The 26,277-nt window shown below is 54.6% G+C and carries 25 protein-coding genes and 3 pseudogenes; 13 read left to right on the top strand and 15 right to left on the bottom strand.

Translation table 11 applies throughout. The features are described from left to right. Positions 1 to 13: 13 nt before the first annotated feature. Positions 14 to 1,567, top strand: coding sequence for a nitric oxide reductase transcriptional regulator NorR (gene norR, locus BLW01_RS06285; protein WP_092568662.1), 1,554 nt, complete (start codon positions 14 to 16; stop codon positions 1,565 to 1,567). A 7-nt stretch (positions 1,568 to 1,574) separates the two neighbouring features. Here norR and hemN read toward each other — a convergent pair whose 3' ends face one another. Next, positions 1,575 to 2,969, bottom strand: a complete 1,395-nt coding sequence (gene hemN / locus BLW01_RS06290) for an oxygen-independent coproporphyrinogen III oxidase (protein WP_092568663.1) — start codon at positions 2,967 to 2,969, stop codon at positions 1,575 to 1,577. A gap of 175 nt (positions 2,970 to 3,144) precedes the next feature. On the opposite strand from hemN, the gene rhtB reads away from it, so the two are divergent. Further along, positions 3,145 to 3,765 (top strand): homoserine/homoserine lactone efflux protein, encoded by a 621-nt coding sequence (rhtB, locus tag BLW01_RS06295; protein WP_092568664.1) that lies wholly within the window; start codon positions 3,145 to 3,147, stop codon positions 3,763 to 3,765. Here the strand turns inward: rhtB and BLW01_RS06300 are convergent. Beyond that, positions 3,716 to 4,540: an IclR family transcriptional regulator gene (locus BLW01_RS06300; RefSeq protein ID WP_092568665.1), complete on the bottom strand. Its 825-nt coding sequence runs from the start codon at positions 4,538 to 4,540 to the stop codon at positions 3,716 to 3,718. The two genes, rhtB and BLW01_RS06300, sit on opposite strands and share 50 nt — an antisense overlap. A gap of 132 nt (positions 4,541 to 4,672) precedes the next feature. On the opposite strand from BLW01_RS06300, the gene BLW01_RS06305 reads away from it, so the two are divergent. From BLW01_RS06305 to BLW01_RS06325, 4 genes and pseudogenes are all read left to right on the top strand, one after another. Further along, positions 4,673 to 5,197, top strand: a complete 525-nt coding sequence (locus BLW01_RS06305; protein WP_092568666.1) for a 2,4'-dihydroxyacetophenone dioxygenase family protein — start codon at positions 4,673 to 4,675, stop codon at positions 5,195 to 5,197. Continuing rightward, positions 5,197 to 5,613 carry a Bug family tripartite tricarboxylate transporter substrate binding protein gene (locus tag BLW01_RS18650; protein ID WP_092568667.1) on the top strand — a complete coding sequence of 139 codons (417 nt, stop codon included), beginning with the start codon at positions 5,197 to 5,199 and terminating at the stop codon, positions 5,611 to 5,613. The genes BLW01_RS06305 and BLW01_RS18650 overlap by 1 nt, the downstream gene beginning before the upstream one ends. Positions 5,614 to 6,633: 1,020 nt before the next feature. After that, positions 6,634 to 7,779 (top strand): annotated as a pseudogene (locus BLW01_RS06320) (IS30 family transposase); the annotation flags it as partial. A 31-nt stretch (positions 7,780 to 7,810) separates the two neighbouring features. Next, positions 7,811 to 8,082, top strand: a pseudogene (locus BLW01_RS06325) (IS3 family transposase); the annotation flags it as partial. Between the two features lie 220 nt (positions 8,083 to 8,302). On the opposite strand, the gene tagD reads toward BLW01_RS06325, so the two are convergent. Genes tagD through BLW01_RS06355 form a run of 6 tightly spaced genes read right to left on the bottom strand, consistent with a single transcriptional unit; the run spans position 8,303 to position 13,540 of the window. Then, on the bottom strand, positions 8,303 to 8,707 hold the full coding sequence (gene tagD, locus BLW01_RS06330) for a glycerol-3-phosphate cytidylyltransferase (protein WP_092568669.1): 405 nt from the start codon (positions 8,705 to 8,707) through the stop codon (positions 8,303 to 8,305). Between the two features lie 36 nt (positions 8,708 to 8,743). After that, positions 8,744 to 9,931: an MFS transporter gene (locus tag BLW01_RS06335; RefSeq protein ID WP_092568670.1), complete on the bottom strand. Its 1,188-nt coding sequence runs from the start codon at positions 9,929 to 9,931 to the stop codon at positions 8,744 to 8,746. Next, positions 9,931 to 10,362 carry an NUDIX hydrolase gene (locus BLW01_RS06340; RefSeq protein WP_217635490.1) on the bottom strand — a complete coding sequence of 144 codons (432 nt, stop codon included), beginning with the start codon at positions 10,360 to 10,362 and terminating at the stop codon, positions 9,931 to 9,933. Before BLW01_RS06340 ends, BLW01_RS06335 begins: the two co-directional genes overlap by 1 nt. 1 nt (position 10,363) lies before the next feature. Then, positions 10,364 to 11,248 carry a hypothetical protein gene (locus BLW01_RS06345; RefSeq protein ID WP_092568671.1) on the bottom strand — a complete coding sequence of 295 codons (885 nt, stop codon included), beginning with the start codon at positions 11,246 to 11,248 and terminating at the stop codon, positions 10,364 to 10,366. Next, positions 11,238 to 12,791, bottom strand: a complete 1,554-nt coding sequence (locus BLW01_RS06350) for a sulfatase-like hydrolase/transferase (protein WP_092568672.1) — start codon at positions 12,789 to 12,791, stop codon at positions 11,238 to 11,240. The genes BLW01_RS06345 and BLW01_RS06350 overlap by 11 nt, the downstream gene beginning before the upstream one ends. Then, complete coding sequence (locus BLW01_RS06355; RefSeq protein ID WP_092568673.1) at positions 12,788 to 13,540, bottom strand: TauD/TfdA family dioxygenase; 753 nt, start codon at positions 13,538 to 13,540, stop codon at positions 12,788 to 12,790. Before BLW01_RS06355 ends, BLW01_RS06350 begins: the two co-directional genes overlap by 4 nt. Before the next feature lie 407 nt (positions 13,541 to 13,947). Here BLW01_RS06355 and BLW01_RS18660 point away from each other — a divergent pair. From BLW01_RS18660 to BLW01_RS06385, 6 genes and pseudogenes are all read left to right on the top strand, one after another. Continuing rightward, positions 13,948 to 14,653: pseudogene (locus BLW01_RS18660) on the top strand (IS3 family transposase); the annotation flags it as partial. 55 nt (positions 14,654 to 14,708) lie between these two features. Continuing rightward, positions 14,709 to 15,161, top strand: coding sequence for a Bug family tripartite tricarboxylate transporter substrate binding protein (locus BLW01_RS06365; RefSeq protein ID WP_092568675.1), 453 nt, complete (start codon positions 14,709 to 14,711; stop codon positions 15,159 to 15,161). A 33-nt stretch (positions 15,162 to 15,194) separates the two neighbouring features. After that, entirely contained in the window at positions 15,195 to 15,665 is a 471-nt protein-coding gene (locus tag BLW01_RS06370) for a tripartite tricarboxylate transporter TctB family protein (RefSeq protein WP_092568676.1), read from the top strand. After that, positions 15,665 to 17,170, top strand: coding sequence for a tripartite tricarboxylate transporter permease (locus BLW01_RS06375; protein ID WP_092568677.1), 1,506 nt, complete (start codon positions 15,665 to 15,667; stop codon positions 17,168 to 17,170). Before BLW01_RS06370 ends, BLW01_RS06375 begins: the two co-directional genes overlap by 1 nt. Positions 17,171 to 17,190: 20 nt before the next feature. Continuing rightward, positions 17,191 to 17,886 (top strand): SDR family NAD(P)-dependent oxidoreductase, encoded by a 696-nt coding sequence (locus BLW01_RS06380; RefSeq protein WP_092568678.1) that lies wholly within the window; start codon positions 17,191 to 17,193, stop codon positions 17,884 to 17,886. A 40-nt stretch (positions 17,887 to 17,926) separates the two neighbouring features. Continuing rightward, a complete protein-coding gene (locus BLW01_RS06385; protein ID WP_092568679.1) occupies positions 17,927 to 18,715 on the top strand; it encodes an SDR family oxidoreductase in 789 nt (262 codons plus the stop codon). A 58-nt stretch (positions 18,716 to 18,773) separates the two neighbouring features. On the opposite strand, the gene speB is transcribed toward BLW01_RS06385, so the two are convergent. The 7 genes from speB to BLW01_RS06420 form a co-directional block, all read right to left on the bottom strand. Beyond that, positions 18,774 to 19,739 (bottom strand): agmatinase, encoded by a 966-nt coding sequence (speB, locus tag BLW01_RS06390; protein WP_244889964.1) that lies wholly within the window; start codon positions 19,737 to 19,739, stop codon positions 18,774 to 18,776. Positions 19,740 to 19,758: 19 nt separating this feature from the next. Then, the gene (locus BLW01_RS06395) at positions 19,759 to 20,511 is read right to left on the bottom strand and encodes an SDR family NAD(P)-dependent oxidoreductase (RefSeq protein ID WP_092568681.1); all 753 of its coding nucleotides are present in this window, start codon (positions 20,509 to 20,511) and stop codon (positions 19,759 to 19,761) included. Continuing rightward, positions 20,508 to 21,287: an SDR family NAD(P)-dependent oxidoreductase gene (locus BLW01_RS06400; protein ID WP_092568682.1), complete on the bottom strand. Its 780-nt coding sequence runs from the start codon at positions 21,285 to 21,287 to the stop codon at positions 20,508 to 20,510. The genes BLW01_RS06395 and BLW01_RS06400 overlap by 4 nt, the downstream gene beginning before the upstream one ends. Positions 21,288 to 21,337: 50 nt before the next feature. Continuing rightward, the gene (locus tag BLW01_RS06405; RefSeq protein ID WP_092569009.1) at positions 21,338 to 22,105 is read right to left on the bottom strand and encodes a creatininase; all 768 of its coding nucleotides are present in this window, start codon (positions 22,103 to 22,105) and stop codon (positions 21,338 to 21,340) included. Positions 22,106 to 22,121: 16 nt separating this feature from the next. Next, positions 22,122 to 22,976, bottom strand: coding sequence for an ABC transporter ATP-binding protein (locus tag BLW01_RS06410; RefSeq protein ID WP_092568683.1), 855 nt, complete (start codon positions 22,974 to 22,976; stop codon positions 22,122 to 22,124). Continuing rightward, positions 22,973 to 23,800, bottom strand: coding sequence for an ABC transporter permease (locus BLW01_RS06415; RefSeq protein ID WP_092568684.1), 828 nt, complete (start codon positions 23,798 to 23,800; stop codon positions 22,973 to 22,975). The genes BLW01_RS06410 and BLW01_RS06415 overlap by 4 nt, the downstream gene beginning before the upstream one ends. A 72-nt stretch (positions 23,801 to 23,872) precedes the next feature. Then, a complete protein-coding gene (locus BLW01_RS06420) occupies positions 23,873 to 24,952 on the bottom strand; it encodes an ABC transporter substrate-binding protein (RefSeq protein ID WP_092568685.1) in 1,080 nt (359 codons plus the stop codon). Between the two features lie 285 nt (positions 24,953 to 25,237). On the opposite strand from BLW01_RS06420, the gene BLW01_RS06425 reads away from it, so the two are divergent. Next, entirely contained in the window at positions 25,238 to 26,167 is a 930-nt protein-coding gene (locus tag BLW01_RS06425; RefSeq protein ID WP_092568686.1) for a LysR family transcriptional regulator, read from the top strand. The last annotated feature ends 110 nt before the right edge of the window (positions 26,168 to 26,277 follow it).

Genomic DNA, 26,277 nt, shown 5'->3' on the forward strand with positions numbered 1-26,277 from the left:
GACAGGTCCATCAATGACCGAATTTTTGAAAGCATTGCGCACCCTGCTCGCCCATCTCGCCGATAACGAGGCCACCGAGACGCAGTGGGCAACCCTGTTGCAAACCCTGGTGGGTGGCTTCCCTGCCGATGCCAGCACGCTGATGGTCACCGATGGCGAAGCCTTGCGGCCTGTCGCGCTACTGGGGTTGAACGAGGAAGTGCGCGGTCGTCGCTTCGTTTTGCATGATCATCCCAGGCTCGCCGCCATTGCCAGCCATCCCGGGGTATGTCGCTTTCCTCAGGACAGCCCGCTGCCCGACCCGTTCGACGGCCTGATCGACGACGATCTCAGTGAAGTGCACGACTGCCTCGGCGTGGCACTGCGTGATGGCGACCGTCTGACCGGCCTGCTGACACTGGATGCGCTCACGCCGGGAAGCCTGGACAGCCTGGATGACGATCAGTTATCGACCATCGCCCAACTGCTTGGCACCTGCCTGCGACTGGCCGAACAGCTTCGGACGACACGCACACGCCTCAACGAGGCCCTGGCTCAGGAACAGCCATCAGACGTCAACTGGCATTGGAACAGCCGTGCCATGCGCCAACTCGACGAGGCGATCGAACTGGTCGCCCCCACCGACATGAGTGTGCTGTTGCATGGCGAAACGGGGGTCGGCAAGGAGTTGGCGGTGCGGGCGCTGCATCAACGCTCTCGCCGCCATCAGGGGCCATTGATAAAGGTCAACTGTGCCGCCCTGCCTGAAAGCCTGATTGAAAGCGAGCTATTCGGCCATCGGCGAGGGGCGTTCTCCGGCGCCACCCAGGATAGACGAGGCCACTTCGCCATGGCGGATGGCGGCACCCTGATGCTCGACGAGATCGGAGAACTCCCGCTATCGCTTCAGCCCAAGCTGCTGCGAGTGTTGCAGGAAGGGGAGATCCAGCCGTTGGGCAGCGAGCGCCCCCAACGGGTCGATGTCCGCGTCGTCGCCGTCACCAACCGTGACTTGGGTGCCGAAGCCGACGCGGGACGTTTCCGCCAGGATCTCTACCACCGACTCAGCGCCTTTCCTCTGCGAGTGCCTCCGCTGCGCGAACGGCCCGAGGACATTCCCCTGCTGGCCGGCCATTTTCTCGAAGCCAACCGGATCCGACTGGGACTGAACAACCTGCGGCTCGATCAGGATGCCGAAACGGTACTTTTCACCTGGCATTGGCCCGGCAATGTTCGTGAGCTGGAACATACACTGGCACGGGCGGCGTTGCGGGCACTCGGCGAACGCGCGCCCGTGGCCACCAGCGAACAGCGTCAGGCCGTCGCGCTCATCACGCGCGACCATCTGGACCTTCACAGTGACAGCCGCTCGACTTCACTCGGCAACCCCTCGGACACGCTGACTGCAGCGGCGCCCCCCGCCATGGAACCGCTACCGCTGCGGGAAGCAACCGATGCGTTCCAACGCCACCACATTCAGGCAACGCTCAATGCATATGACGGCAACTGGGCAGCCGCAGCACGCTCGCTGAACATCGATCCGGGCAACCTTCACCGTCAGGCCAAGCGATTGGGGTTGAAGCGCTAGCCAATTCTCACACCGTGCGGGAAAACGGTCGCTGATACGCGCCATCCTGAAGATAGGCGTCGAAGGCCATGGCAATGTTGCGCATCACCAGACGTCCGCGGGGCTGCAGGGTCAGCGATGCGTCATCGAGAGTCACCAGTCCATCGGCCATCGGCGCTTCCAGCTGCCTGAGCGACTCGGCGAAATAAACGCGAAAATCGATCGCATAGTGCTGCTCGATAGCCGGGATATCGACCACGCCGTGACACATCAGGTGATGAATGACATCGCGACGCAAGCGGTCGTCATCACTGAGCCGGTAGCCACGCACGACCGGTAACTGCAGTTCATCGAGCCGGTGATAATAGTCAGGCAGGGATTTGGCGTTCTGACTGTAGGTATCAGCCACCTTGCCGATGGCCGATATTCCCAACCCGATCAGGTCGCAATCCGCTTGCGTCGAGTAGCCCTGGAAATTGCGCTGCAGCGTACCGGCATCCCGCGCCCTGACCAACTCATCATCCGGCAGAGCGAAATGATCCATGCCGATATAGACATACCCGGCCGCTTGCAGGCGATCGATGATCAAGGCCAGCAGTTCGAGCTTCTGTGCTGGCGTCGGCATGTCCGATGACTGGATGAGCCGCTGGGCCCGGAACGTCTCGGGCAGATGCGCGTAACTGTAGGTGGCGATCCGGTCGGGGCGCAGAGCAATGACCTTGTCCAGGGTTCGGCTGAAACTCGCGACCGTCTGACACGGCAAACCGTAGATCAGGTCCACACTGACCGAGGCAAAACCTTCATCACGTGCCGTGGCGACCAGGTCAGACACATGGGCTTCGCTCTGAACACGATTGACAGCCTGCTGGACCGTCGGATCGAAATCCTGCACACCGATACTCAACCGGTTGAAGCCCTGAGCCTTGAGCTCACCGAGCGTGGCGAGCGAGACACTGCGCGGGTCGATTTCGAGCGAAAACTCCCGCGACTCACTCCAGTCGAGACAAAAGGCGTCATCGAGTACTGTCATCAGTTCGGCGATCTGATCGCCGGTCAGATAGGTCGGTGTACCACCGCCCAGATGAAGCTGGGTTACCTGACGGTCGGCATCGAACAGATAGGCCTGCAGACGGATCTCTCGCTTGAGGTAATTCAGATACTCGGAAGCCCGCTCATCCCGATGGGTGATGATCTTGTGGCAGGCACAGTAGTAACAAAGCTGCCGACAGAACGGGATATGCACGTACAGCGACAGCGGTTTGGGAAGCAGATCGCCGTTGCTCAGATCGACCGCCTCACGATAGGCCTCGAGGGAGAAGTCGCTGTGGAAGCGGGGGGCTGTCGGATAGGAAGTATAACGCGGGCCCGGACGATCGTACTTCTCGACCATGGCCCGTTCGAAAGTCAGTGATTCATGTGTCATGGCGAGCTCCTCGACAGGCTGTCGTACCGTGCAATACAGGACAGGATAAAGGGGCTCGTCAGCGTATGCCCCCGCAGGACATGACCTGGATCAAAAGCGGATGAAAATTCGTCACGAACCTGTCATCGTTACCGACTTTACTGGGTTTCCGTCCGAGCACGAATAGGTAAGTACGATGAGTCCAAGCCTGTGGCTGGCGTTCCTGCTGGCATCGATCCTGATCAGTCTTTCTCCCGGCGCGGGTGCCGTAAATACCATGAGTAACGGGCTGCGCTATGGCGTACGTCACACCATGCCCACCATCGCCGGACTACAACTGGGTTATGGCTTGCAGATCCTGGTTGTCGGGGTGGGGCTAGGAGCCGTACTCGCCTCTTCCACCTGGCTATTCTCTCTGCTCAAGTGGGCAGGTGTCGCCTATCTCATCTGGCTGGGCTGGCAGAAGTGGCGTGAAGGCAGCCTGGAAGCGCCCACCGATACCAACAAGACGCCCGACAAGCGCTTTTGGGAATCCGCCCTGGTCAACGTGACCAACCCCAAGGCCACGGTCTTTCTGGTGTCCCTCTTCCCCCAGTTCCTGGTCCCTGGCGACGCCCACGGCCTTCAACTACTGATCATGGGGGTCACGCTGATCGCCGTGGATATCATCGTCATGCTGGGCTATGCGACCCTCGCCAGCCAGTTGCAACGCTTCATGCGGCGCCCCGGTCACCAGCGTATGCTCAACCGGCTATTCGGTGGCTTATTCATGGCTGCTGCCGTGGCGCTCGCAAGCTTTCGCCGGCAAGGGGTGTGAGCCCGGCCTGTCCACACAAGTGCCGAATGCTAGCGATGATCTTCGCCTCACCGTCTGCCGGTAGCCGATAACGCGGTACGCTCACACTGATGGCACCTTCGACCTTGCCATCCGCCGAATAGATGGCCTGTCCGAAGCAGATGATGCCGTGTTCATTCTCCTCGTCATCGATGGCGTAACCCAGCTCACGCGTTCGGGCCAGTTCGTCCCGGAGGGACGCCAACGTCGTACAGGTATGGGGGGTAATGGGGTCGAGCGTCAATTGGGCGAGATATTGCCCACATGTGGATTCATCCAGGGCAGCCAGGTAGGCTTTACCCACCGAGGTGGAATGCATGGGAATCGGCATGCCGATGTAGGACGCCATACGCACCGTTTCGGGCGATTCCACCTTGTCGACGAAGGTCATGTGGCAGCCGAACGGCACCCCCAGGTGCACCGTTTCACCGGTGGCACGCCCGATCGCCTTGAGCGTACCACGCACGCGCTCCTGCAGACTGGTGGTCGCCAGCGATTGCTGGGCAAGCCTTAGTATTTCGCGGCCCAGCACATATTCCCCCCCGACCGGATTGCGCTCGAGAAATCCTTCCTGCTCCAGGGTGTTCAGCAGTCGATAGACGGTGGGCCTGGGTAGCCCCAGCCGTGCCTGAATGTTCCTGGCGCTCGCCTCATGTCCCAGATCGGGAATCGCCTGAAGCAGTCTCAACCCCTTGGTCACGGCAGCGGCTCCCTGCACGGCAGGACGCTGACCGGCCTCGTCCATTGGCTCTTTCATGATAGCCCCTTGCTACGAATGTCTAATCACGAATGCATCGTGGTGAATTGACGCATCCGTATGGGCCTTTTAGGTTAATATTCAAATTGTCCATATTATGATTCATATGTCCATATAATGGACGGAGAAACCATGCCAGCACAACAAGACGACCATCAGCGGATGCCCTATCAATACCCGCAACCCGCCGAGGCATCGGCCGATATCGTCGTACCCAATGCGATTCCTGATGACGAGCGTATCTGGGTGCCTCAAGCGGAAAACGTCGATTTCCGCCCCCTGTGCCTCAATGTATCGCAAGGCTATTGGGTCAATCTGCTGCGAGTCAGAAAATCCGGCGTTCTGAGCCGGCACCGCCACCCCAATCCGGTCCACGGGATCGTGCTCAAGGGCGAATGGCGCTATCTTGAGCACGACTGGGTGGCTACCGAGGGCAGCTATGTCTATGAGCCCCCCGGCGAAACCCACACGCTGGTCGTGGACGATCATGTCGAGGAAATGATTACGCTGTTCCAAGTCAACGGCGTGATGTACTACGTCGACCCGTGGAGCGGACACTTGGGATTCGAAGACGTCTTCACCAAGGTCGATATGTGCCGTCAGCATTATGAAGCCTGTGGCCTGGGCCGCGATTACGTCGATCAATTCATTCGATAATGCGTGACGCACGTATCGGCAACTCCCATCAGCCAACAAGTAACAATAGACAACAAGGAGCCCCTGATGACTTTAACGAAACGCCACTCGCACTCTCTGTCGGCCTACTGAGCGTCACACTGACAGCCGGTATCGCTCATGCCGACTATCCCGAGAAACCCATCGAATTGATCGTGCCCTGGTCTGCCGGTGGTGGTACCGATGCCGTCGCACGACAGTTCGCCAATGGCCTGGAAGAGGAACTGGATCGCACGGTCAACGTCGTGAACCGTACCGGCGGTTCAGGGGTCGTGGGCCATACCGCCATGGCCAATGCCGACCCTGATGGGTACACCCTGGGCCTGGTCACCGCCGAGATCACCACGTACCGCCACATTGGGAGTTCCGACATTTCCTATGGTGTGCCTCGACCCTGACGACTGCGGGAAGCAGTTGAACGGGCACAAGCATGACTGGAATACCTTCGTGTCGGACAGGATGTTCTCAGTGAAGGACGGCTCTCTGCTGTGAGAGAGCATGAGCCGAAGCGGCGGTGACCTGCTGTGCACTGGCAGGGTGACGTAACCCGTGGGCAACGGGGTGTGAGGCGAAGCCGTTACGCCAAGATGCATCTCTAGACTGAGTACGGAAAGGTTGAGGAACACGAACCGATTCATCCGCGTCTGTGGGCTGAACATGTCGCCACCTCCTACACGGCTTGACAGGAGGTGCGCATTCTCGGCAGTGGGCACACGTAGGGCCCATTGCTGCTGCCGGTGGTGGAGAGGTAGCCCACCTCCGGTGGAGTCACGAGCCGTGCGCAGCTAACTCGTGACAGGTACGCCAACTTGCAGCATGCAAGGGTAAAGACTGCGATCGGCAACCTCCTCCGTATGCTTGAGTCCAGCATGTGAACGAGGGAAAGCTTGACCGGGATGCCAAGGGAGTGCGACCCCGATGCCCGACAAGCTGGCGGAGCCTCCGTAGTAGTCCGAGGTGGGGAAAGCCCACCACATGGCGAAGGGAGGCAGTTCAAGTGGCTTGCTCCACGGATTACCTGACCCAGAGAGGTGAAGACCTTTGATAATCGGGGAAATGCAAAGCAAGCTGGCAAGGTGGTCAACAGCGGATTCGAACCGACGGTTCGATCGGCTGTTGAGACTGATTGCAAGGCGTGACTGGCTCCAGGAAGCGGCGTTCAGAACGCTGGCGTCGTCAGGGGCTAAAACCGCTGGTATCGACAGAGTAGATCGGCGAGTGTTTGAGCAGAATTTCAGCCAGCATCTGGAGGAAATTCGGATTGAACTGCTGGACGGCACCTATCAGCCGCAGCCAGCACGCCGCATCTACATTCCAAAATCCAGCGGCAAACAGCGCCCGCTGGGGATACCAACCTTGCGCGACCGGATTGTGCAGCGTGCGATGCTGATGGCCATGGAGCCAATTTGGCGCCGCACTCAGGGCGTTATTTGTCGTTCGCAGAACGCGAGGAACTGGCGCTGTTGCGCGCCCAGGGGCATGGGGTTCGCGAGATCGCCCGGTGTCTGGGGCGGTCGCCGTCGACAGTCTCGCGCGAGTTGCGCCGCAATGCTGCCACCCGGGGTGGCATGCTGGCGTATCGAGCCACGGTCGCGCAGTGGAGAGCGGAGCGTACCGCCAAACGGCCCAAAGCTGGCAAGCTCGTCACGAATGACCGGCTGCAGGCGTACGTGCAATCACGCCTCGCTGGTGCGGTGACCGATGCTGACGGCAGGCCCATCCCCGGCCCCAACGTCCCTTGGAGGGGACGCCGGCATGGTCGCCGAACTGACCGGCGATGGGGGACCAACTGGAGCCCGGAGCAGATCAGCCGTCGACTGCGGGTCGACTTTCCGGATGATGAGACGATGAGGATCTCTCACGAGGCGATCTATCAAGCCCTCTACATTCAAGGCCGCGGTGCCCTGCGTCGTGAATTATCCGCGTGTCTGCGCCGCGGCCGGGCGTTGCGGGTGCCACACGCCAGGAATCAGCAACGAGGTAAACACTTCATCTCTCCCGAGGTGATGATCAGCCAGCGCCCAGCGGAGGTCGCCGACCGTGCCGTCCCCGGCCATTGGGAGGGCGACCTGATCATCGGTCTGAACAGCTCGGCGATCGGCACCCTGGTTGAACGCACGACCCGGTTCACGTTGCTGCTGCACTTGCCGCCCATGCCTGATCACGGCTCCGGTGCCCGCGCCAAGAACGGGCCAGCACTGGCTGGACATGGGGCCGAAGCCGTCCGCGATGCCATTGCTGTGAAGATCTCGACGCTGCCCGAACAGCTGCGCCAATCACTGACTTGGGATCAGGGGGCGGAACTGGCCCAACACGCGCAGCTACGGATTGATACTGGCCTGGCGATCTACTTCTGTGACCCCCGAAGTCCCTGGCAGCGTGGGACCAACGAGAACACCAATGGCCTGCTGCGCCAATACTTCCCCAAGGGTACCGATATCAGCAGGTACTCCGAGCACGAGCTTGACGCCGTTGCAACCACCCTCAACAGCAGACCCCGTAAAACACTGGGCTGGAAAACACCTGCTGAAGCGCTCAAAGAACTATTATCCTTGGCATCATAAGCCAGTGTTGCGACGACACCTTGAACCTAAGCAGTACTGTTCCATGCTTTACCAATCGCTTCTTACCCGGCATGAGCCTCAGTGCAGCATGAGCGCTTAAGGCAACTGTTATGATAATGCCTGTGCTGAAAGCTTCTTTCACAGTCTCAAGGTAGAAGCGATCCACGGAGAACAATTTCAAACGCGGGATGCAATGAGACGCCAGGTGTTTGATACATCGAACTAGACTACAACAAGCAACGCCGGCACAGTGCTATTGGGATGATCAGCCCAGAGGCATTTGAAGCCCGAATGGTCGCTTAAACGAGTATCCACCGTTGCTGGGTAAGATCACTTTAAAACACGAGACATCACGTATCTGAGCGCATAGAGCTAAATACAACAAGCAGCGCCGACATAGTGCCATCGAGATGGGCAACCCAGAGGCTTTTGAAGCTCGAATGATTGCTTAGATCAACTTCCACTATTGCTGGGTAAGATTATTTTGAACACCCTCATGAGATTTGACCATCCGAAACCAACACTAGGTTAATATTCGACACACTCCCTTGATTTTCGTTGATGAAATATCAGGTGTTCTAGAAAGATATATAACTTTACAGTAGTTTTCCAGGTGATCAAATTTACCAGCCCAATCATCCCCCATGACCAACACGTCTACGTTGTAATCTAGAATATCGATAGCCTTTTGATCCCAAGAGTTCTCAGGTATTACCTTATCAACAAATCTACATGCCTCAATAATTTTTTTCCTTGAATCAAACGAATATACAGATTCTTTATTCTTCGCTGAGTTGAATTCATCAGTAGACACACCTACAACTAGACGATTTCCTAATTGTGCTGCACGCTCCAAGATCCTTACGTGGCCAATATGAAAAAGATCGAATGTGCCATATGTTATTACCGTTTTATATAAACAATCCATGCCACACTACTCTCAAGTTGAAATAGATAGAAGCCGCTAGTTCGTTCTCAGTGAGCCTATGTCATGGGAACGAGACATATAAATTTCACGGATACAAATTATTACTGATGCACCGCATAGGATGGCTCCCATAGCCATTGCTAAGCCAGATATTCCTTCATATAATGCGCCAGAGATCACTGTTACGATCAATGGAATAGTCCCATGAGAAATAGCGGCTAACCTACCAAAGTATCTTGATCGAAAATTTTCCGGGATATGAGATTGAGAGTATCTCATGATACTGATAACAACTAGTGCAAGTGTTCCCCCTTGGAGACTCTGGAGTATTAAAATACCTTCGTACGACTCAACTATCGCAAGCCCCGACCATCTAATAATTCCTAGCAATGCTCCAGAAAGAATGCAGCAAACAGGAGAGAGACCAATGAGATATCGTTTATCAGCAAGGAAAAATATAACAATTTCTGACAAAAGAGCTGCTGCCCAGAGTGAGCTTATTTCTACAGGAGAATAACCTAATCTTACCCAATGAAGACTTCCAAGAACATAGATGATACCATGAGCACCTAAGCATAGGCTCGAAGCTAACATTATCATTAGTACTCTAGGTGCAGAAACAGAGGCGCATCCGTTACATACTAGATGTTTCTGGACTTTAGTAAGGGCTGAATTATAATGAGCTGGCTCTGGTAGTAAGCAAACTGCAATAAAAGTCATAAAAAAACAAAACATTAACATCACAATAGTTAAATCTCCTGATAGTGTGAACAGGAAACCCGCCACAATAACCATTAGCAAAACACTAAGAGAACCAAACATTCTCATTGCTCCAAATCTTTCCTTAGAGACATTTGAAGATATGGAAATTATGCTATCGCCAATAGGCATTACACTCGACCAAAAAAAACCACACAATAGCGCCACGGCCATTGCGGAGTAATAGCCGGAAACAAACAAGTAAAAAGAATAACAAAATGCAGTAGCCGCACTTAGAAACATCATCAATCGCTTACGACTAAAGTTCTTATCCGCCACCGCCCCCCAAAATGGGTCTGCAATAATTTTCACCGCAAAGGGAACTGATAGAACGACAGATATTTGAATCACACTCAAATCTTTATAGCTTAGCCAATAAGGAAAAAAAGTATTATAGACACCTGCGGACATAAAAACAGAAAAATAGAAAAAAGAGAATACGAAATAACCTTTCCTACAGTTCATCAAGGATCCTCTCGAGTAGAAATCGCTTTAAAAATGGAGTTCTTATATCCCTGCGGCATGTTTAAACTAGAAATTTCGTCAGGGTAAAACATTTTTAGCTGCTTATGTTCACAGCTAACAGTCATACTGTTTTCTGCTCCTGACAATCCTTCCACCAAATATGTAACAATGAAAACATGTACACCTTTGTATATGGTGTAAGTCCAGCTATCTAATATTTCAACAACTTTCACGTCAGCAGACAACTCCTCCTTCACCTCTCGAGCCACACAAACCTCAGGAGATTCATCAACGTCCAACTTTCCTCCAGGAAGCTCCCACTCATCCCTTTCATTAAGCAACAATGGTATTTTTCCTCCTAGAAACATAACAGCCTTAATAGAGACAGGATATGTAATATTAGCTCCATCATTACCACTTAAAATATTCAAATTATATCTCCTCGATAACAAATGCCACTGCAGAGGCATCATCTTTAAGCTTAATTCTCGGAAACTGATCAGCCTCTTTATCGCTATTTTCAACTTCCCGAATACGATTTAAAATATAACTTACCCCATAATTAAAAGAAACTTCAAATATCTCCTTTTCTGAGAATATACCGTAGGTATCTACTGCACGATAAAAACCATCACTCATTGCAAGCATTTTCATTCCATGCCTAGCAGGAATTAACAATCTCTCTAATGAAACAGATGTATTGACAGAAGGCTCGACAACATCATATCCAAACATCTTGTTTCTTAGCCCCCTGTTCTCAACTATTTTTGGAGCAATAAGTTTAAATGCTTCAGAATGAGATAATCCCTCTTTTCTATACCCAGAGTACTGTTCTAGAACTAAAGCATCAAGTGCCTTAACAGAGTTATATCCAAAGCAAGAAATCTCTCCTTTTTCATCCTCATAAAGTAGCGTACAATCTCCAGCATTAGAGATTTCTAGCAGATTATTAACAAGCCTGGCTACTCCAACACATGCGAATGGAATCTCTAACTCATCCCCGTAAGAGAGCTGAGGAAAACTACTATACTCGTTACCGGTATCAACTTGGATTTTATGAATAAGATCGCGAGCACACCCCCACTCATCCACCTGAGACATAAAACATTCAGAAAATCTTCTAACAAACCATGATGCATCATTGGGATATTTTGTCTTTTTCAACGCCCCCATAGGCGCAGCGCCATCCATCCATAATATACAATTAGATGATGCCGCTATATAGTCTGCATTTTCTTCACCCAAAGGGTCTGCAACCTCTTCAATAATTCTAAATCTAAATGAATTTTTCATGCTATGGGAAAAGCTAGATGACATTACAAGGCTCCTTGTGGGATCTAATCACATTAGCTCTTTCTTTTGCAATCTCCTTTAGCTGCCTGAATTCATGGTCACTCTCCACATGGAGCCTCATATTTATTTTCTCTAAAGGGTCATGGTTAAGGTCGTATGCTTGAATGACCTCAGATTTTCCGAATCTTTGACTTGGCATATCTATATAGACTAGCTTCTTGGAGTTAGATCTAACAGCTATTTTTATTGGTTTGAATGGTATGGCACACACTCCTGGAGTTGCATGCTCAGAAATAACCCACTCTCTAGAACTGTCACTAACAATTTTACTTAGATATTTATCTTCTTTTACAATATTTTTTAAAATCATTCCTGTATCTTCTGTAGACAAAAGATTGAAAAAATCTCCTGAATTCTTTCCATCATAAACCATAAATGGAACGTGAGTTAGCTCATCATAAAAATTCAAGTGATCTGATACACCATAATGTGCACCATACCCGTATCGTTCAGCTCGGTGATCACCATGGTCAGCAGTCATTGCTACGATAGTTTCACTCTTATTTGAAGACTCTTTGATTTTTTTTAAGAAGTGTCCTAAGTGATAATCAGCAAACCTAACTGCACGCCAATCACTACGTTCGCCCTGACCTTCATACCTTTGTTCAAAACGCCCATATGGGTTTAGTGAGTTAGGATATCTTCTAAATTTAATTGCGTCATTTGAAATCGGGCCTAGACCAGATAAATCTTCTGTTAGAGTTCCATGCACATCTGTAAGATGTAGGTAGAGAAAAAATGGCTCTGAAACACCTTTCAATATTTCCATAGCCCTATTTAAGACGTAATCAGCATCTGGATAGTGAGGCCCTAAACGCAAACCAGGAAGAATATTAAACCAAGGAGATTTTCCTTGCATGGCTTTGTGAGCATACTCATTTCCATTACGGTTTAGGCAGTGCAGCTCTTCCAGCGCTAACTTCTCTATCTTAGAGAATTTCCAGTTATCTATTTGAGGTGCGTATGCAACCTTGCCTCCATCTTGCTCCTCGATCCTCTTCCTTGAAAAGTCGACTGCATATGGAATGTATGCGTTTAGCTTTTTTTTCGCATAATAAAGTGCAGCTTCATCAGGCATTCCCAATAATTTTTTCTTAGCTGCCAAATAACTCAAGTCATTGCGCCAAACTGCATTTGCATGCCATGCGACATCGTGGAGTTCTAAATATTCATCAAACCCTTTCCCGTATCCATAGCAGCTACTAGTGTGGTAGTCTGTCGTTATTCCAATCGTTTTATAACCGCGCCTCTTGTACCAGTCAGCTAATGTTTCACCTCTCCCGCTAATTCCTAAATGGTATCCACCATTGCTAAGAGGCAACTGGCCAGCTAATATTCCAGGCATTGCGAACTGAGTTGGGAAGCTCACCGAGTGAACATTATGGAAGTGCATTCCTTCAGAGAAAAAATCATCTATCAAAGGGGTGTGAGATGGGCGAGCATTATGCTTTCCTCCTACAAGTCCATATTTCAGCGCATCTACAACAATAAAAATTACATTTTTCATATCAAAGCCCACTTGGACATCTTTGTTTTATCGTTCAAGAAGAATCCCTGTTCATAGTCCTCAATGTTTCTAAGGTGAACTCTCAACATCTCGCGAGATCCTATGAACTTTGTTCTTCCGTGCAGCCATTGGCAATTATTTATTATTAGGGCATCTCTTGGTTCAAGTTTTAGTATTTCCTCTAATGATTCGGCAAACTGCAGAAATCTCTCAACGAAGATAAGGTCTTTGTGGCGATAATACCCTCGACCATCGCAGCGAAATTGTAGTGAAATACTTCCGTTGGATTGCTTTTTATATATGGGGCCAGTATAAGAGTCTACCAAGTCGCTATATATAACTTGGTCTTCCTTGATTGCCCATTCCGCAATATCAGGAGCTTGTTGGTAAAGTGTTTCTAAAAGCTTCCTACCATCAACGCACCTAGTGTCCCCGCCGACTTTAGCTTGCTCGACACAATAAAGTGCTACTAAGTTTGGTGGTAACGTTATATTGGCTCGATCCGTATGTAATGCTAATTCATCCCGAGAGAAGCCAGCGAAACCAGCTTTGTCGCGAAGTGGCTCCTTAGAAGCAACGCTCGTAATTCCAAATTTATCAGAATCGCGATGAGGAACTATATCTCCAATTTTTTCACACAACCAAAGAAAATCCGACTTGGAGGAAATGTTTTTTACTAATACTGCGCCATCGTGACTTAGCGTTTTGGCGATTGCAGGATAATCATTTATATCATGTCTCTTTATCATAATGTACCTCTCCCACCCTTGAACGGCTTATCAATTCTGTACAAGCCAATAGCAGTCATATTGCTATTAAAGCAAGTTCAAAGCTTGCCTTACCAAAATAGTGACTACAAATTAGTCGTGTCAAATGATTATTTAATCAATGGAGGCATCACTCACGCAGTAATAAAAAATTTACACCTTATAAAACAATATTTTAAAGCAACCAATAGTCAATGTCTTACAAAAATAATAGTCAATGTCTTACAGAAGAATAGATAAAACCTTACATCCTAGCGACGTCACCCCCTGATTGAGTCGGCTTGTCCTAGCTTAATAAAAGCGTCATCCGGTCGCTGTTAATAAAGTCGATTAACGATGGAGCGATTATTCAGTCAGACTGATTTTTTCCAGCAACACTGAGGTTAAACATGGCAAGATCGATAACATCAATGAAGAAGAAATCTTATACCCGTTACTCAGATGCCTACCGTCAAGAAGCATTAGCGCTAGCTGATCGCATTGGCGTTGCAGCAGCGGCTCGTGAACTGGGCATGCATACGAGCCAGCTTTATCAGTGGCGCTCTAAAGCCCAGCTTCAGCAAGACACCTCTGAACGAGAGCAGTCGTTGGCAGAAGAAAACGCTCGCTTGAAGCGCCAGTTAGCCGAAGCCAACGAAGAGCTGGCCATCACAAAAAAGGCCGCGGTGTACTTTGCGAGACGCCTGAAGTGAAGTACGCCTTTATCCATCGTCATCGCCAGGCCTTCAGTATTCAGCGTATGTGCCAAGTGATAGGTGTCGCTCGAAGTGGCTACTACGTTTGGCAACAACGCCAGGGGGCATCATCGCCAAAGCGCTGTCAGCAAGCCATTATCGATCAGCGCGTGGCCGGGGCTTACCACCAACGTAAAGGGCGCTCAGGCGCTCCGAGACTGGCCCTCGACCTGCGAGACGATGGAATGCCGATTAACCGTAAGACGGTGGCTTACAGCGACAAGGCTTGCGCGCTAAAGCAGCTCGTAAGTTCAAGGCCACTACAAACTCTCGGCATTCGCTGCCGGTGGCACCGAATCTACTAGAGCAAAACTTCACGGCCTCAGCCCCCAATCAAAAGTGGGTGGGTGATATCACCTATTGGTGTGCCTCGACCCTGACGACTGCGGGAAGCAGTTGAACGGGCACAAGCATGACTGGAATACCTTCGTGTCGGACAGGATGTTCTCAGTGAAGGGGCGGCCCCTGGACTGCAGGAACTGGCTGCCGGCGGTGTCGATTTCGTGTTCTCTTCACTGCCCGAGTCCGAATCGATGCGTCAATCGGATCGGGTCAGGTCGCTGGCCGTATTCGCCGAAGAGCGTCTCGATGCCTTCCCGGACATTCCCACCGCGGAAGAGATCACGGGCGACCCTTGGGCCGCCGGTACCTGGCGCGGCGTGGTCGGCCCCGCAGGCTTGCCAGGCGATGTCAGGGAAACGTTGGTCGAGGCGTCACAAGCCGTCTATGAATCCGAGGAGTTTCAGAGTTTCATGGCCGACCAGGGCTTTGGCACTCAATGGAAAGGACCGGAGGACTTCCGCGACTTCATGGCCGAGGCCGACGACAACAACGCCGAGATCATCGACAAGTTAGGCTTGGCCGAATAATCCCACTATCCCGTAGCGAGACAGGGTTTCGTCATGCGAATCAACGATCTCGTCTTGGGTCTGGTAATGGCGCTGCTCGGCGCCATTACCGTGTGGGCTTCCCAGGATTTCAACACACTTCCGCGTCAATCCTTCGGCGCGGGCAGTTTTCCTATCCTGGTGGGGAGCCTGCTGATTTTCCTGGGGCTGTTACTGGCATTACGCAGTTTTCAGCAACACCGCGTGCTGTTTTCCTGGCAGGGTCAAATCAGCCTGTCTCACACCCTGGCTTGCCTGGTGGCTGTCGTGGTGGCCGTAGCCGGTTATGCACTCCTCACACCGATTCTCGGCTTTCCTCTGGTTGAACCGGTCATGCTGACCTTGTTGATCGGTTGGCTGTCGAAGGGTCGATGGTCACTGGCACTGATCATTGCCATCGTAAGCACCATCCTGATCTGGATCGTCTTTGCGCAACTGCTCCATGTCCCCCTGGCACTGGGGATTCTTGAAGAGGTGGTTTACTGATGGCAGCGCTAACCGATGCCTTGGCCATGGTGTTCACTTGGGAGGTTCTGGTCGTCATCCTGGGCGCCTCCCTGTTCGGGTTGTTGATCGGTTCCATCCCGGGGCTGACGGCAACCATGGCCACCGCGCTACTGGTGCCGGTCACCTTTTTCATGGAGCCCCTGCCGGCCATTAGTGCCATCGTTGCCGCCACGGCCATGGCCATCGTGGCCGGCGATATTCCCGGGGCCTTGCTGCGCATTCCGGGGACACCGGCCTCAGCCGCCTACACCGACGAGGCCTATCTCATGGGACGCCAGGGCAAGTTGGGACAGGCCTTGGGTGTCAATCTTGCCTGCTCGGTCGTGGGCGGGATCATCGGGGTGGCGATCCTGGCTTTCCTTTCCCCACTCGTTGCCGATTTTGCACTTCAATTCACCAGCGATGAGTACTTCTGGCTCGCCCTGTTGGGGCTTTCCTGTGCCGTACTGGTCTCCGGGGCCGACGCGCTCAAGGGGGCCATTTCCATGCTGCTGGGCCTGTTGATATCGATGGTCGGTATGGATTCGGTCTCGGGCCAGGTGCGTTTCACGTTCGGCATTTCCGATCTGATGAGCGGCATTTCCATCCTGCCGGTATTGATCGGTTTGTTTGCCATTGCCGAATTGCTGCGCCGACTTCCCGAGATCGGCATGAGCTCACTACCCACCCCACCGCCAGTCGACAAGCCCTTTCAAGGCGTCGGTCGATTGATGTGGCGTTACAAGGGGGGGATGGCACGTAGCGGCGTTCTCGGCACCTTGATCGGCGCGCTGCCCGGGGCCGGGGCCGACATCGCCTCCTGGATCAATTATGCGCTCTCACGGCGATTGTCGCGTACCCCGGAAAAGTTCGGGACGGGACACCCCGAAGGCTTGGTTGCCGCCAGCTCCGCCAACAATGCCGCCCTATCCGGCGCCTATGTCCCCGCGCTGGTATTCGGCATCCCCGGCGATACCATCACGGCCATCATCATCGGGGTATTGATGATGAAGGGCATTACCCCCGGGCCGGATGTCTTCACCGCCGATGCCACACTGGTCAACGCGATTTTCATCGTCTTCGTGCTGGCCAACCTCCTGCTGTTGCCCCTGGGGCTGCTGGCGATTCGGGGCGCACGCCATATCCTGTCGGTACCTCAGAGCGTTCTGTATCCGCTGATTCTGCTGTTCTGCATCGTCGGTGCTTATGCTGCCAACAACAGCATGCTGGATGTCTGGTTGATGCTCGGGTTGGGCATCCTCGCCTATGTCCTGGTGGAGAATGAATTTCCCATCGGCCCCATGATCCTCGCGGTCATCCTGGGGCCAGTGGTGGAGAGCAATTTCATGCGCTCCATGATCAAGTCCAACGGCGAACTGCTGACGTTATTCGATCGCCCTATCGCTGCCACCCTCGGCGCACTGGCACTGCTTGTCTGGCTTGCGCTGATCGGTTCCAGCGTGAGGTCCGTCTGGCGTTCCCGGACAACGACCGCATCGCCTTAGCCAGTATTGCAAGGAGAGTTATGAACACCGTCGTCGTCATTGGAGGCAGCACCGGTATCGGCAAGGCCATTGCCCAGGCATTCCACGCTCAAGGCGATGAAGTGCATGTGACCGGTATTGAGGCACCCGAGGCCATGCAGCTTGACGTGGCTGGCAAACATCACCTCGATGTGCGTCACGATCACGAGGTCAGAGACTTTTTCAGCGCATTCTCGCGCCTTGATGTGCTGGTCAACTGTGCCGGAGTCATTCAGCGAGGCGGAAAGGAATTCAGTCCCGATGGTTTCGCCGAGGTCGTCGATATCAACCTCAATGGCACGCAACGCTGCTGTCATGCGGCCCATGCGGCCCTGCAGGCCACCAAGGGGTGCATCATCAATACCGCTTCGATGCTTTCGTTCTTCGGTAGTGGCCATGCCCCTGCCTATTCGGCTTCCAAGGGCGGTGTAGCGCAGCTGACTCGTTCGCTGGCCATTGCCTGGGCCCCGGAGGGGATTCGGGTCAATGCCCTGGCGCCGGGCTGGATTGCAACCGATCTGACCTCGGCACTCACCCAGGACACAGAACGCTCCAACGAGCTGGTCGGTCGCACACCACTGGGCCGTTGGGGCGCCCCCGAGGATCTGACCGAACCGGCTCTGTTCCTGGCATCCCCCGGGGCCAGGTTCATCACTGGTGCCATACTGCCCGTGGATGGTGGCTATTCCGCCCGTTGATAGACATGATCGAGAATCCTAACCACTTAAGGAGACATGCATGGATCTTGGCATCGCAGGTCGCTGGGCGCTGGTATGCGCAGCGAGCAAGGGACTGGGCAAGGGGTGTGCCCAAGCGTTGGCCCACGAAGGCGTCAACCTGGTAATCAATGCCCGAAGCGAGCAGCCCCTGGACGCTACAGCCCAGGAACTCAGGGCAAGCAACCCGAATATTGAGGTCAAAGCGGTGGCCGGCGATATCGGCACCGACGCGGTTCGCCAGGCCGTATTGTCCGCTTGTCCGCGCGTCGACATTCTGGTCAACAATAATGGCGGTCCACCGCCGGGGGATTTCCGTGACTGGACCCGCGAGGACTGGCAGGCCGCCGTGGACGCCAACATGATCACACCCATCGAGCTCATCAAGGCCACGGTGGATACCATGGCGGCCAATGGCTTCGGTCGCGTTATCAACATCACGTCGGGGGCGGTGAAGGCACCGATCGACATCCTGGGCCTATCGAATGGCGCCCGCAGTGGCCTGACCGGTTTCATTGCCGGCCTGGCCCGACAGCCACAACTGGCCGGCAACAATGTGACGATCAACAATCTGTTGCCCGGTTCCTTCGACACCGAACGCCTGCGAAACAACCTGGAAATCAGCGCTCAGAAACAGAACCAGACCATCGAGGCGATACGCGAACAGCGAGTGCAGTCCATTCCCGCGCAGCGTTTCGGTACTGCCGAGGAATTCGGTACCTTTTGTGCTTTCCTCTGCAGTGCGCAGGCCGGTTATATGACGGGCCAGAATATTCTGCTCGACGGAGGGAGCTACCCGGGCACGTTCTAGTCCCCTGGCACTCAAGCCCGATACAGCGGTGCGGCCGACGCCCTCAGTCGACGGCTGGTCAGCGCCGCTTGGCGATCGCATCGGCCAGTACACAAAGCAGTTCGAACATCAGGTTCGCACCGGTCAATGCCGTGATATCGGCAGTATCGAACGGGGGAGCGACCTCCATGACATCGGCACCGACCAGGTTGAGCCCACGCAGCCCGCGGATCATGCGCTGGGCTTCAGGCGTCGTGAACCCGCCTACCTCCGGCGTCCCGGTGCCCGGCGCATAGACCGGATCCAGCGCATCGACATCGAAGGTCACATACGTGGGGGCGTCGCCCACGACCCGTCGAATTTCCTCGACGACCCTATCGGGTCCAAGGTCGAAATACTCCTCGATTTCGATGATCCGAATCCCTTTTTCATGTGCCCAGTCCAGGTCCTGGGCGCTGTAGAGCGAACCGCGTATACCGATCTGGACGATGCGCCGAGGATCGAGAATGCCCTCCTCGATGGCGCGTCGAAATGGCGTGCCATGCGTATAGGGATTATCGCCGAAGTAGCTGTCGTTGGTATCCGAGTGGGAATCGAATTGCACCATGGCCATGGGCTGGCCGGTGTAGATACCGCGTAATATCGGCAGCGTCCCCAAATGATCCCCCCCCGCCGTCAGTGGCATGGCACCGGCTTGATGGAGGTCGCGATAGAACGCGGTCGCCCGTTCGAGGGTATCGTCGATATTGATCGGGTTGACGGGCACATCGCCCAGATCGGCGACACGACACAGATCATAAGGAGCGATGCGACTGGCCTGATGCACGAGACGCATCATGGTCGAATTGCTGCGGATTTCCCGCGGTCCGTGCCGCTGACCGACACGGTTGGTCGACCCGCTATCCCAGGGGAAGCCGACCAGGGCGATATCGACTTCGGCCGGATCCTCGATCATCGGTAGTCGCATGAAGGTGGAACGGCCGGCAAACCGTGGTAATTCACTACCGCCCAGTGGCCGGAAAAAAGACGCCTCTCTTGCCATCATCCATTTCCTTATCGTTGGTTCAGATCATCGAACTGCCGCCATTGACGCCGTAGGTCTGGCCGGTAATGAAAGTCGCCTCCGGGCCGGCAAGAAATCGCACCACCGCCGCGACCTCTTCAGGCCGGCCGATGCGCCCCAGCGGAATGTCGCTCTCTTTTTCACGTTGCGCTTCACTCATGACATCGGCGCCGAGCATGTCGGTGTCCACCGGCCCCGGCGCTACGGCATTGACCAGAATGTGGGGAGCGAACTCCCGGGCCCAGGAGCGTGTCATGGCGCCGATGCCGGCCTTGGAGGCACAGTAGGCACTGTTGCGCTCTCGGCCAAGATAGCCGAGATCGGAAGCAATATTGATCACCCGGCCACAGCCCTGCGCCACCATCTGCCTGATCGCTTCGCGCCCGACCAGAAACGTGCCACGCAGGTTGACGCCGATGACGGCATCGAACGACTCTGTCGAGGTTTCCAGCAGGCCAGCTTCGTGAAGGATACCGGCATTGTTGACCACCACATCGAGACCGCCAAGTCTCTCGATCACCTGGCTCATCATCGCGACCACGGATGCTTCCTGTGACACATCCGCGTCGACGGCAAACGCCGAGGCATCGTGCTTCTGTAACTCATTCAGAGTCACGGCAGCGGCCTCACGATCGCCATGATAGACAAAGGCGGCCCGCGCACCTGCAGCGGCCAACGACAGGCAAATCGCGCGGCCGATACCGCGAGAGCCGCCCGTCACCAATACTCGCAACCCGTTTAAGGATGCCGTCATGCCATTACCTCGCCGCGATCGATGGGGATGGCTTGTCCCGTGATATTGGCCGCTGACTCCGAGGCCAGATAGAGGTATAGCCCCGCAACGTCTGCCGGTTCCATCAGGCCCTCCAGCGACTGGCCGGCAGCGATTTCTTCCGTCAATGCCTCTTCGCTGATACCGCGTTTCTGCGCCATCACCGCCAGTGAGCGTAACGAGGCTTCCGTGCGTACCCAGCCGGGGCAGATGGCGTTGACCCGTATCGAGCGAGGTCCCAGTTCCTGCGAGAGCGTCCGGACGAGGCCGATCAAGGCATGTTTGGACGCCACATAAGCGGCGAATCCCGGGACGGCCGTACGCCCCCAGATCGAGGATGTGATCAGGATACGCCCGCCTGAATTCATGAGAGGCACCGCCGCCCGCGTCACCCACCACGTGCCCATGACATTCACTTCCATGATCCGGCGAAACGCATCGTCGATGGCTGAATGCGATTCCTCGACCGGGGTCGGCAGTTCAATCCCGGCGTTGTTGATCAGTACGTCGAGAGTCCCGATGCCCTCGAACGCCTGCTGCACTGCCGACTGATCGGCAACATCACAGCGCAGCCCTTGAACGCGAGCTCCGGTTGCCGCTGTCATCTCGTTGGCAGCTTGCACGACACTGGTATCCTCCGCTACGACCCAGACATGGGCGCCGGCTGCCGCAAATGCTTGCGCGACCGCCAGGCCGATGCCTCGGCTGGCACCGGTCACACACACGTGTTGTCCACTGAAATCAAACGACGTCGCCATGTCTCTTTCCCTGATAAGTCACTCGTCTCTCCGGCCCCCATGGGGCCATTTCACGACAGGAGCTCGCGTTGAACCGCCGCTGTCATGTCGCGCCGGTACTGCGCCGCCATCAGCGCCCCTTTCTCGGCCGAGGCTTGCGCAGCCGAGGTCAGTGCCCCCGTCTCGGGAACCCACTCCTTGCAGGCGGGCCAGATGTCGTAGGGCGGTGCGTCCATCGGTGCGTTGTCCGGAATCCTGTCGGTTCTCACCAGCTCCGGGTGGAAGTGCAGCATCAGCGACGTCTCCAGCACTGCCGCGTGCTCCAGCTCGATCCCCGGATAACCGTCGGTAAACACGTCATCCAGGGTTTCCTGGGTCAGAAAATCCCAATGCTGCAGGCACATCACTCGCAGGCCGGTATCGCCAACTTCACGCATGGCCAGGTCGATCCCTTCGTTGAGAAACCAGCGATTTTCGAAGTGACCGTCGATGACACACACCCGGCGCACGCCATGCCGGGCGAACTCGCGGATCACGTCACGCACGGTGGCACTCAGCGTGGCGCCATCGAGCCCCGTACTGCCAGGAAACGAGGGGCCCCCGCCGGTACGCGGCATCGACTTGTAGCCATAATTGAGGGGTGGGGCGACGATGCCATCGACGTCTCGCGCGATCATGGCGGCGATCGCCGTCGGCAACAGGTGATCCACCCCCATCGGCAAGTGAGGACCATGCTGCTCGAGCATGCCGGTGGGCAGAAAGACGATGGGGTCGTGTTCCAGACAGGCCGCGAACTCAGGCCACGTCATCTCCGCCATCATTACCGTCGCTTGGGTCATTTCCCCTCCGCACATGTCAGTGGTCGGTACTGTCGCTGCCCTGCTCCCGCATCAGTTGCAGGATATGGCGTTCCAGATCGTCGTAACCGCTCAAACCGATCAGTTCCTCTTTCTGGCGTAACCGTCGCCCCTGCTTGAACGAGGGCGCGATCTCCTCGTGAACCGTTCCCGGATGACGGGACATGAACTCGATCCGGTCGGCCAGGAAGATGGCCTCTTCGATGTCATGCGTGACCATCAGCACCGTGGTATTGGCCGCCTCGGCGATACTGAGCATCAACTCCTGCATCTGCCAGCGGGTCTGGGCGTCCAGGGCTCCGAAGGGTTCATCCATCAGCAGCAGCGACGGCTGATTCGCCAGGGTGCGGGCGATTGCCACCCGTTGCTTCATGCCCCCCGACAAGTGGCGGGGATAAGCGTCAGCAAACCGGGACAAGCCCACCAGGTCGATGAAGTGAGCGGCACGTTCACGCCGCTCCCCCCTGGGGACATGATTCAGACGCATGCCGTACTCGACATTCTGCTGGACAGTCAGCCAGTCGAACGAGGTGTATGCCTGGAATACCATGCCGCGTTCCTGGGCCGGTCCGACGATCGGCTGACCATCGAGTGTCAGTTCACCGGACGTTGGCTGCTCCAGGCCGGCCACCATGCGCAGCACCGTCGATTTACCGCACCCCGAGGGCCCCAACAGGACGCAGACCTCGTTTTCATAGGTGGAAAAGCTGACATCGGTGATCGCCTCGATATCCGGCCCCCGCGGCACATGAAAGGATTTGCCGACACGCTCCAGCCGTAGCTTGGGCTCATCGGTGGATGCGCGTACCGCGGTGGCCGTTGAGGCTTCTCCCTTGGCATGGGACAGGTTCATGCATGGCCCTCTTGATCGAGATAGGGGAACAGGACACGCTGCAACCAGCGGAACATCACATCGAAGGCGAGGCCGAGCAGTCCAATGATCAGAATGCCGGCCATGATCTCGTCGGTATTCAGAAAGCGTCTCGCCCGCATCATCATGGCGCCGATGCCGGTCGTCGAGGCGATGATTTCGGCAATGACCAGATAGGTCCAGGCGATCGCCAGCATCTGTCGCATCGAGGTAACGATGCTGGGTAGCACCGCCGGCACCACCACCGTCCACAATATTTGCCAACGCTGCCCACCCAGGGTCATCGCGGTTTCGATGAGTTCCGATCGCACCTGACTTGTATGGTCCATGATCAAGGTGATCAAAAAGAAGATGACCCCCAGGAACAGCAGCGCCAGCTTCGGTAATTCCCCGGTCCCGAACCACATCAGAAGAATGGGGATGAATGCCGGTGCCGGAAGATAGCGCCAGGCCGACACGAAGGGGTTGACGAATGACTCGACGGCCTTGAAGGAGCCCATGAGTACGCCCAGGGGAATCGCGATCGCACAGGCGACCACGAAACTTCCCAGAATCCGCGCCACGCTGATACCGACATCCATCAAGAATCCACGCTCGGCGAACAACTCATACAACGTGTTGATGACTTGCAGAGGCGAGGGCACCAGCAAGGTGTTGACCCAACCACTGAGCACGGCCAATTCCCAGAGACCGAAGAACAGTATCCAGATCGAGGTCCCGAGAATGATCCGCCACTTCCTGGAAATGGGAGCCAGAAACTCGAACCAGCGTTGCCGAAACGCATGATCATCGCGTCCAACCGCCATGAGCAACTCCCTCATGTCATGGTGCAGAAATCAAGGTGGGTATCGATACGTATCGATACCCGGCTCCCTGGTTTATTCATGGGCAGACATGCTTTGGCGGTAGTCATTGTCGGCCAACTCCTGGACAAGACTGCAGTCGACGCCTGCTTCAGGATCATGCATTTCTTCCATGAGTCCGAGTTTCACCCACCATTCGTTGGTCAGCTCGACACTGTCGATGATGGCGCCGTTGTCGATGCCGTGGGGAGGATCACCGTCCAGGGCACCACAAATCTGAGCGGCTTCATTGAAATCCAGCATATAGAGACCGTCGTCCAGGTATTTACCATTGGTCCCCATAATGGATTCAATATCTTCCACCGACCACCCCAGGTAATCGGCAAAAATCTGATTGACCTCTTCCGTATTCTCGTTCCAGTACTGGAGGGCATCGAACCGTGCTTTTATCATGTCCAGTGCAGCCTGACGGTCCTCGCTGATGAACGATTTATTCATGTACATGGCATCCATGAAAATGCCCGTATCGAGGTAATAAGACTCGCCCGTATCAGCCACGATTTCAGCCGTATCCAGATTGTCGAGAACACGGGTAACCCATGGTTCATACATGTATGAAGCAGCCAGATCACCCGACATGACAGGGCCAACGGCTTCATCGGCATTGAGGTTGACCCATTCGACATCATCCGGTGCCAGCCCTTCGCGGTCGAGCCACATCCCCATCAGAATCTCACCGATGTAGGCCTGGGGGGCACCCACCTTCATCCCTTTCAGTTCGTCACTGTTCATGGGCTCGGCAGCGAGAATCTTGTCGACACCGTAGGAAATATTGAGATGCGATACCAGAACCGTATCCAACCCTCGGGAAATCGCAAAAGGTGTATATTCCGCCGTACTTAGATAGACATCGATTTCCCCGGAAGCGAGTGCCGAATGGCCACCGAGGGGATCCTCGAAAATCGTCAGGTTCAAATCATAATCATCGGCCAGACCCTTTTGTCTGGCGACTTCCAGAAAGGAAAATCCCGGCCAGGATACGTTCAAGCCAATATTGACCGTATCGTTGCTTTGCGCATGAGAAATACCAGGAAATGATATAGCGGATACCAGACCTGTATACAGAAAATACTTTGCCTTTTTCGATCTTATCATCTTGTTATCCTCGAATTTATATCGGGTCTTTTACTGATTATTGATCTTTCATTGTCGTTTTTTGATATTTCGATCATAGCCAAGCAGAAGTGGAGGAACCATTATCGACTATCAAACCAAGCTTTGATTCGTATCAAAGCAAATAATTTGAACAAAAACAGTGCGATACCAGCTGCCAAAGCACGCTTTTGGTGCGCTACCCGACGCACCGCATAGCCGTACCTTGACTCTCGGAAAGTCGCTGTGCTCTTCTAGCCGGGCTAGCCACTACCCGTAGACCATCTCATGACAGCCAGGCACTCGAATGTCCCGAATCTCACCGACTTCGACCTGAAGTTGTTGCGTGTCTTTCATGCAGTCGTTCAGGCACAAGGGCTAGCCCCTGCCCAGCAGGTACTGGGTTTGTCCCTTTCCACCATCAGTATTCAACTCAAGCAGCTCGAGGAGCGCCTGGGGTTTTCGTTATGCGAACGGGGAAGGAAAGGTTTCTCCCTGACACGGGAAGGCGAGCAGATTCATGAAAGCCTCAACCCCCTGTTCGGTTCCATTACGGACTTTCGCGATGTGGTCGCCGAATTACGTGGCAACCTGAGCGGCGACCTGCATTTCGGTGTCGTCGATGCCTTGGCCACCAACACTACCGCCTCCCTGCCGTTAGGATTCCGGCGTTTTACGGAACAGGCACCGGACGTCCATCTCCATGTCGATATTTCGTCACCCGAGGAACTCCTGCAGGGGCTCATCGATGGGCGGTATCACTGCATCCTCACCCCGGTCGAGCCGACACATGACTCCATCGATACCGTGCCGGTGTTCACCGAACGCCAACAGCTCTATTGCGGCCGAGACCATCCGTTGTTCCTGGAAACCGATATGGACCGCATTCTGGAAGCATTGAAGCACACCACCCTGACCGACAAGAGCTACGCCTCCTTGCCCTCGGCCGACAATCCCCGGGTGACGGAACAGGGCCCCACCGTTTCGCATATGGAAAGCAACGCTCTGCTCATCCTCAGCGGCGGCTATGTCGGTTACTTGCCCCAACACTACGCCGATTACTGGGTCGACAAGAGACTGATGAAACCACTGTTACCGGACGCTCCCGGCTATGAAAGCCAGTTCTACCTGTGTACCAGCAAACATCACACATCGCGTTCGACTGACATGTTCGTGAGTTGCTTGGCGGAGGTTCTACTGGACTCGACCATGCAGTGAGCCATGGGGATATTAGTGTCCAGATCAGTTGCTGCTCGTACCATCGCTAATCATCTCGATAGCCTGAGGCAATACAAATCACCGACAATATCTGACACAATCGCGCGCTC

This window comes from Aidingimonas halophila, from assembly GCF_900106955.1.
GTDB classification, from domain to species: Bacteria; Pseudomonadota; Gammaproteobacteria; order Pseudomonadales; family Halomonadaceae; genus Aidingimonas; species Aidingimonas halophila.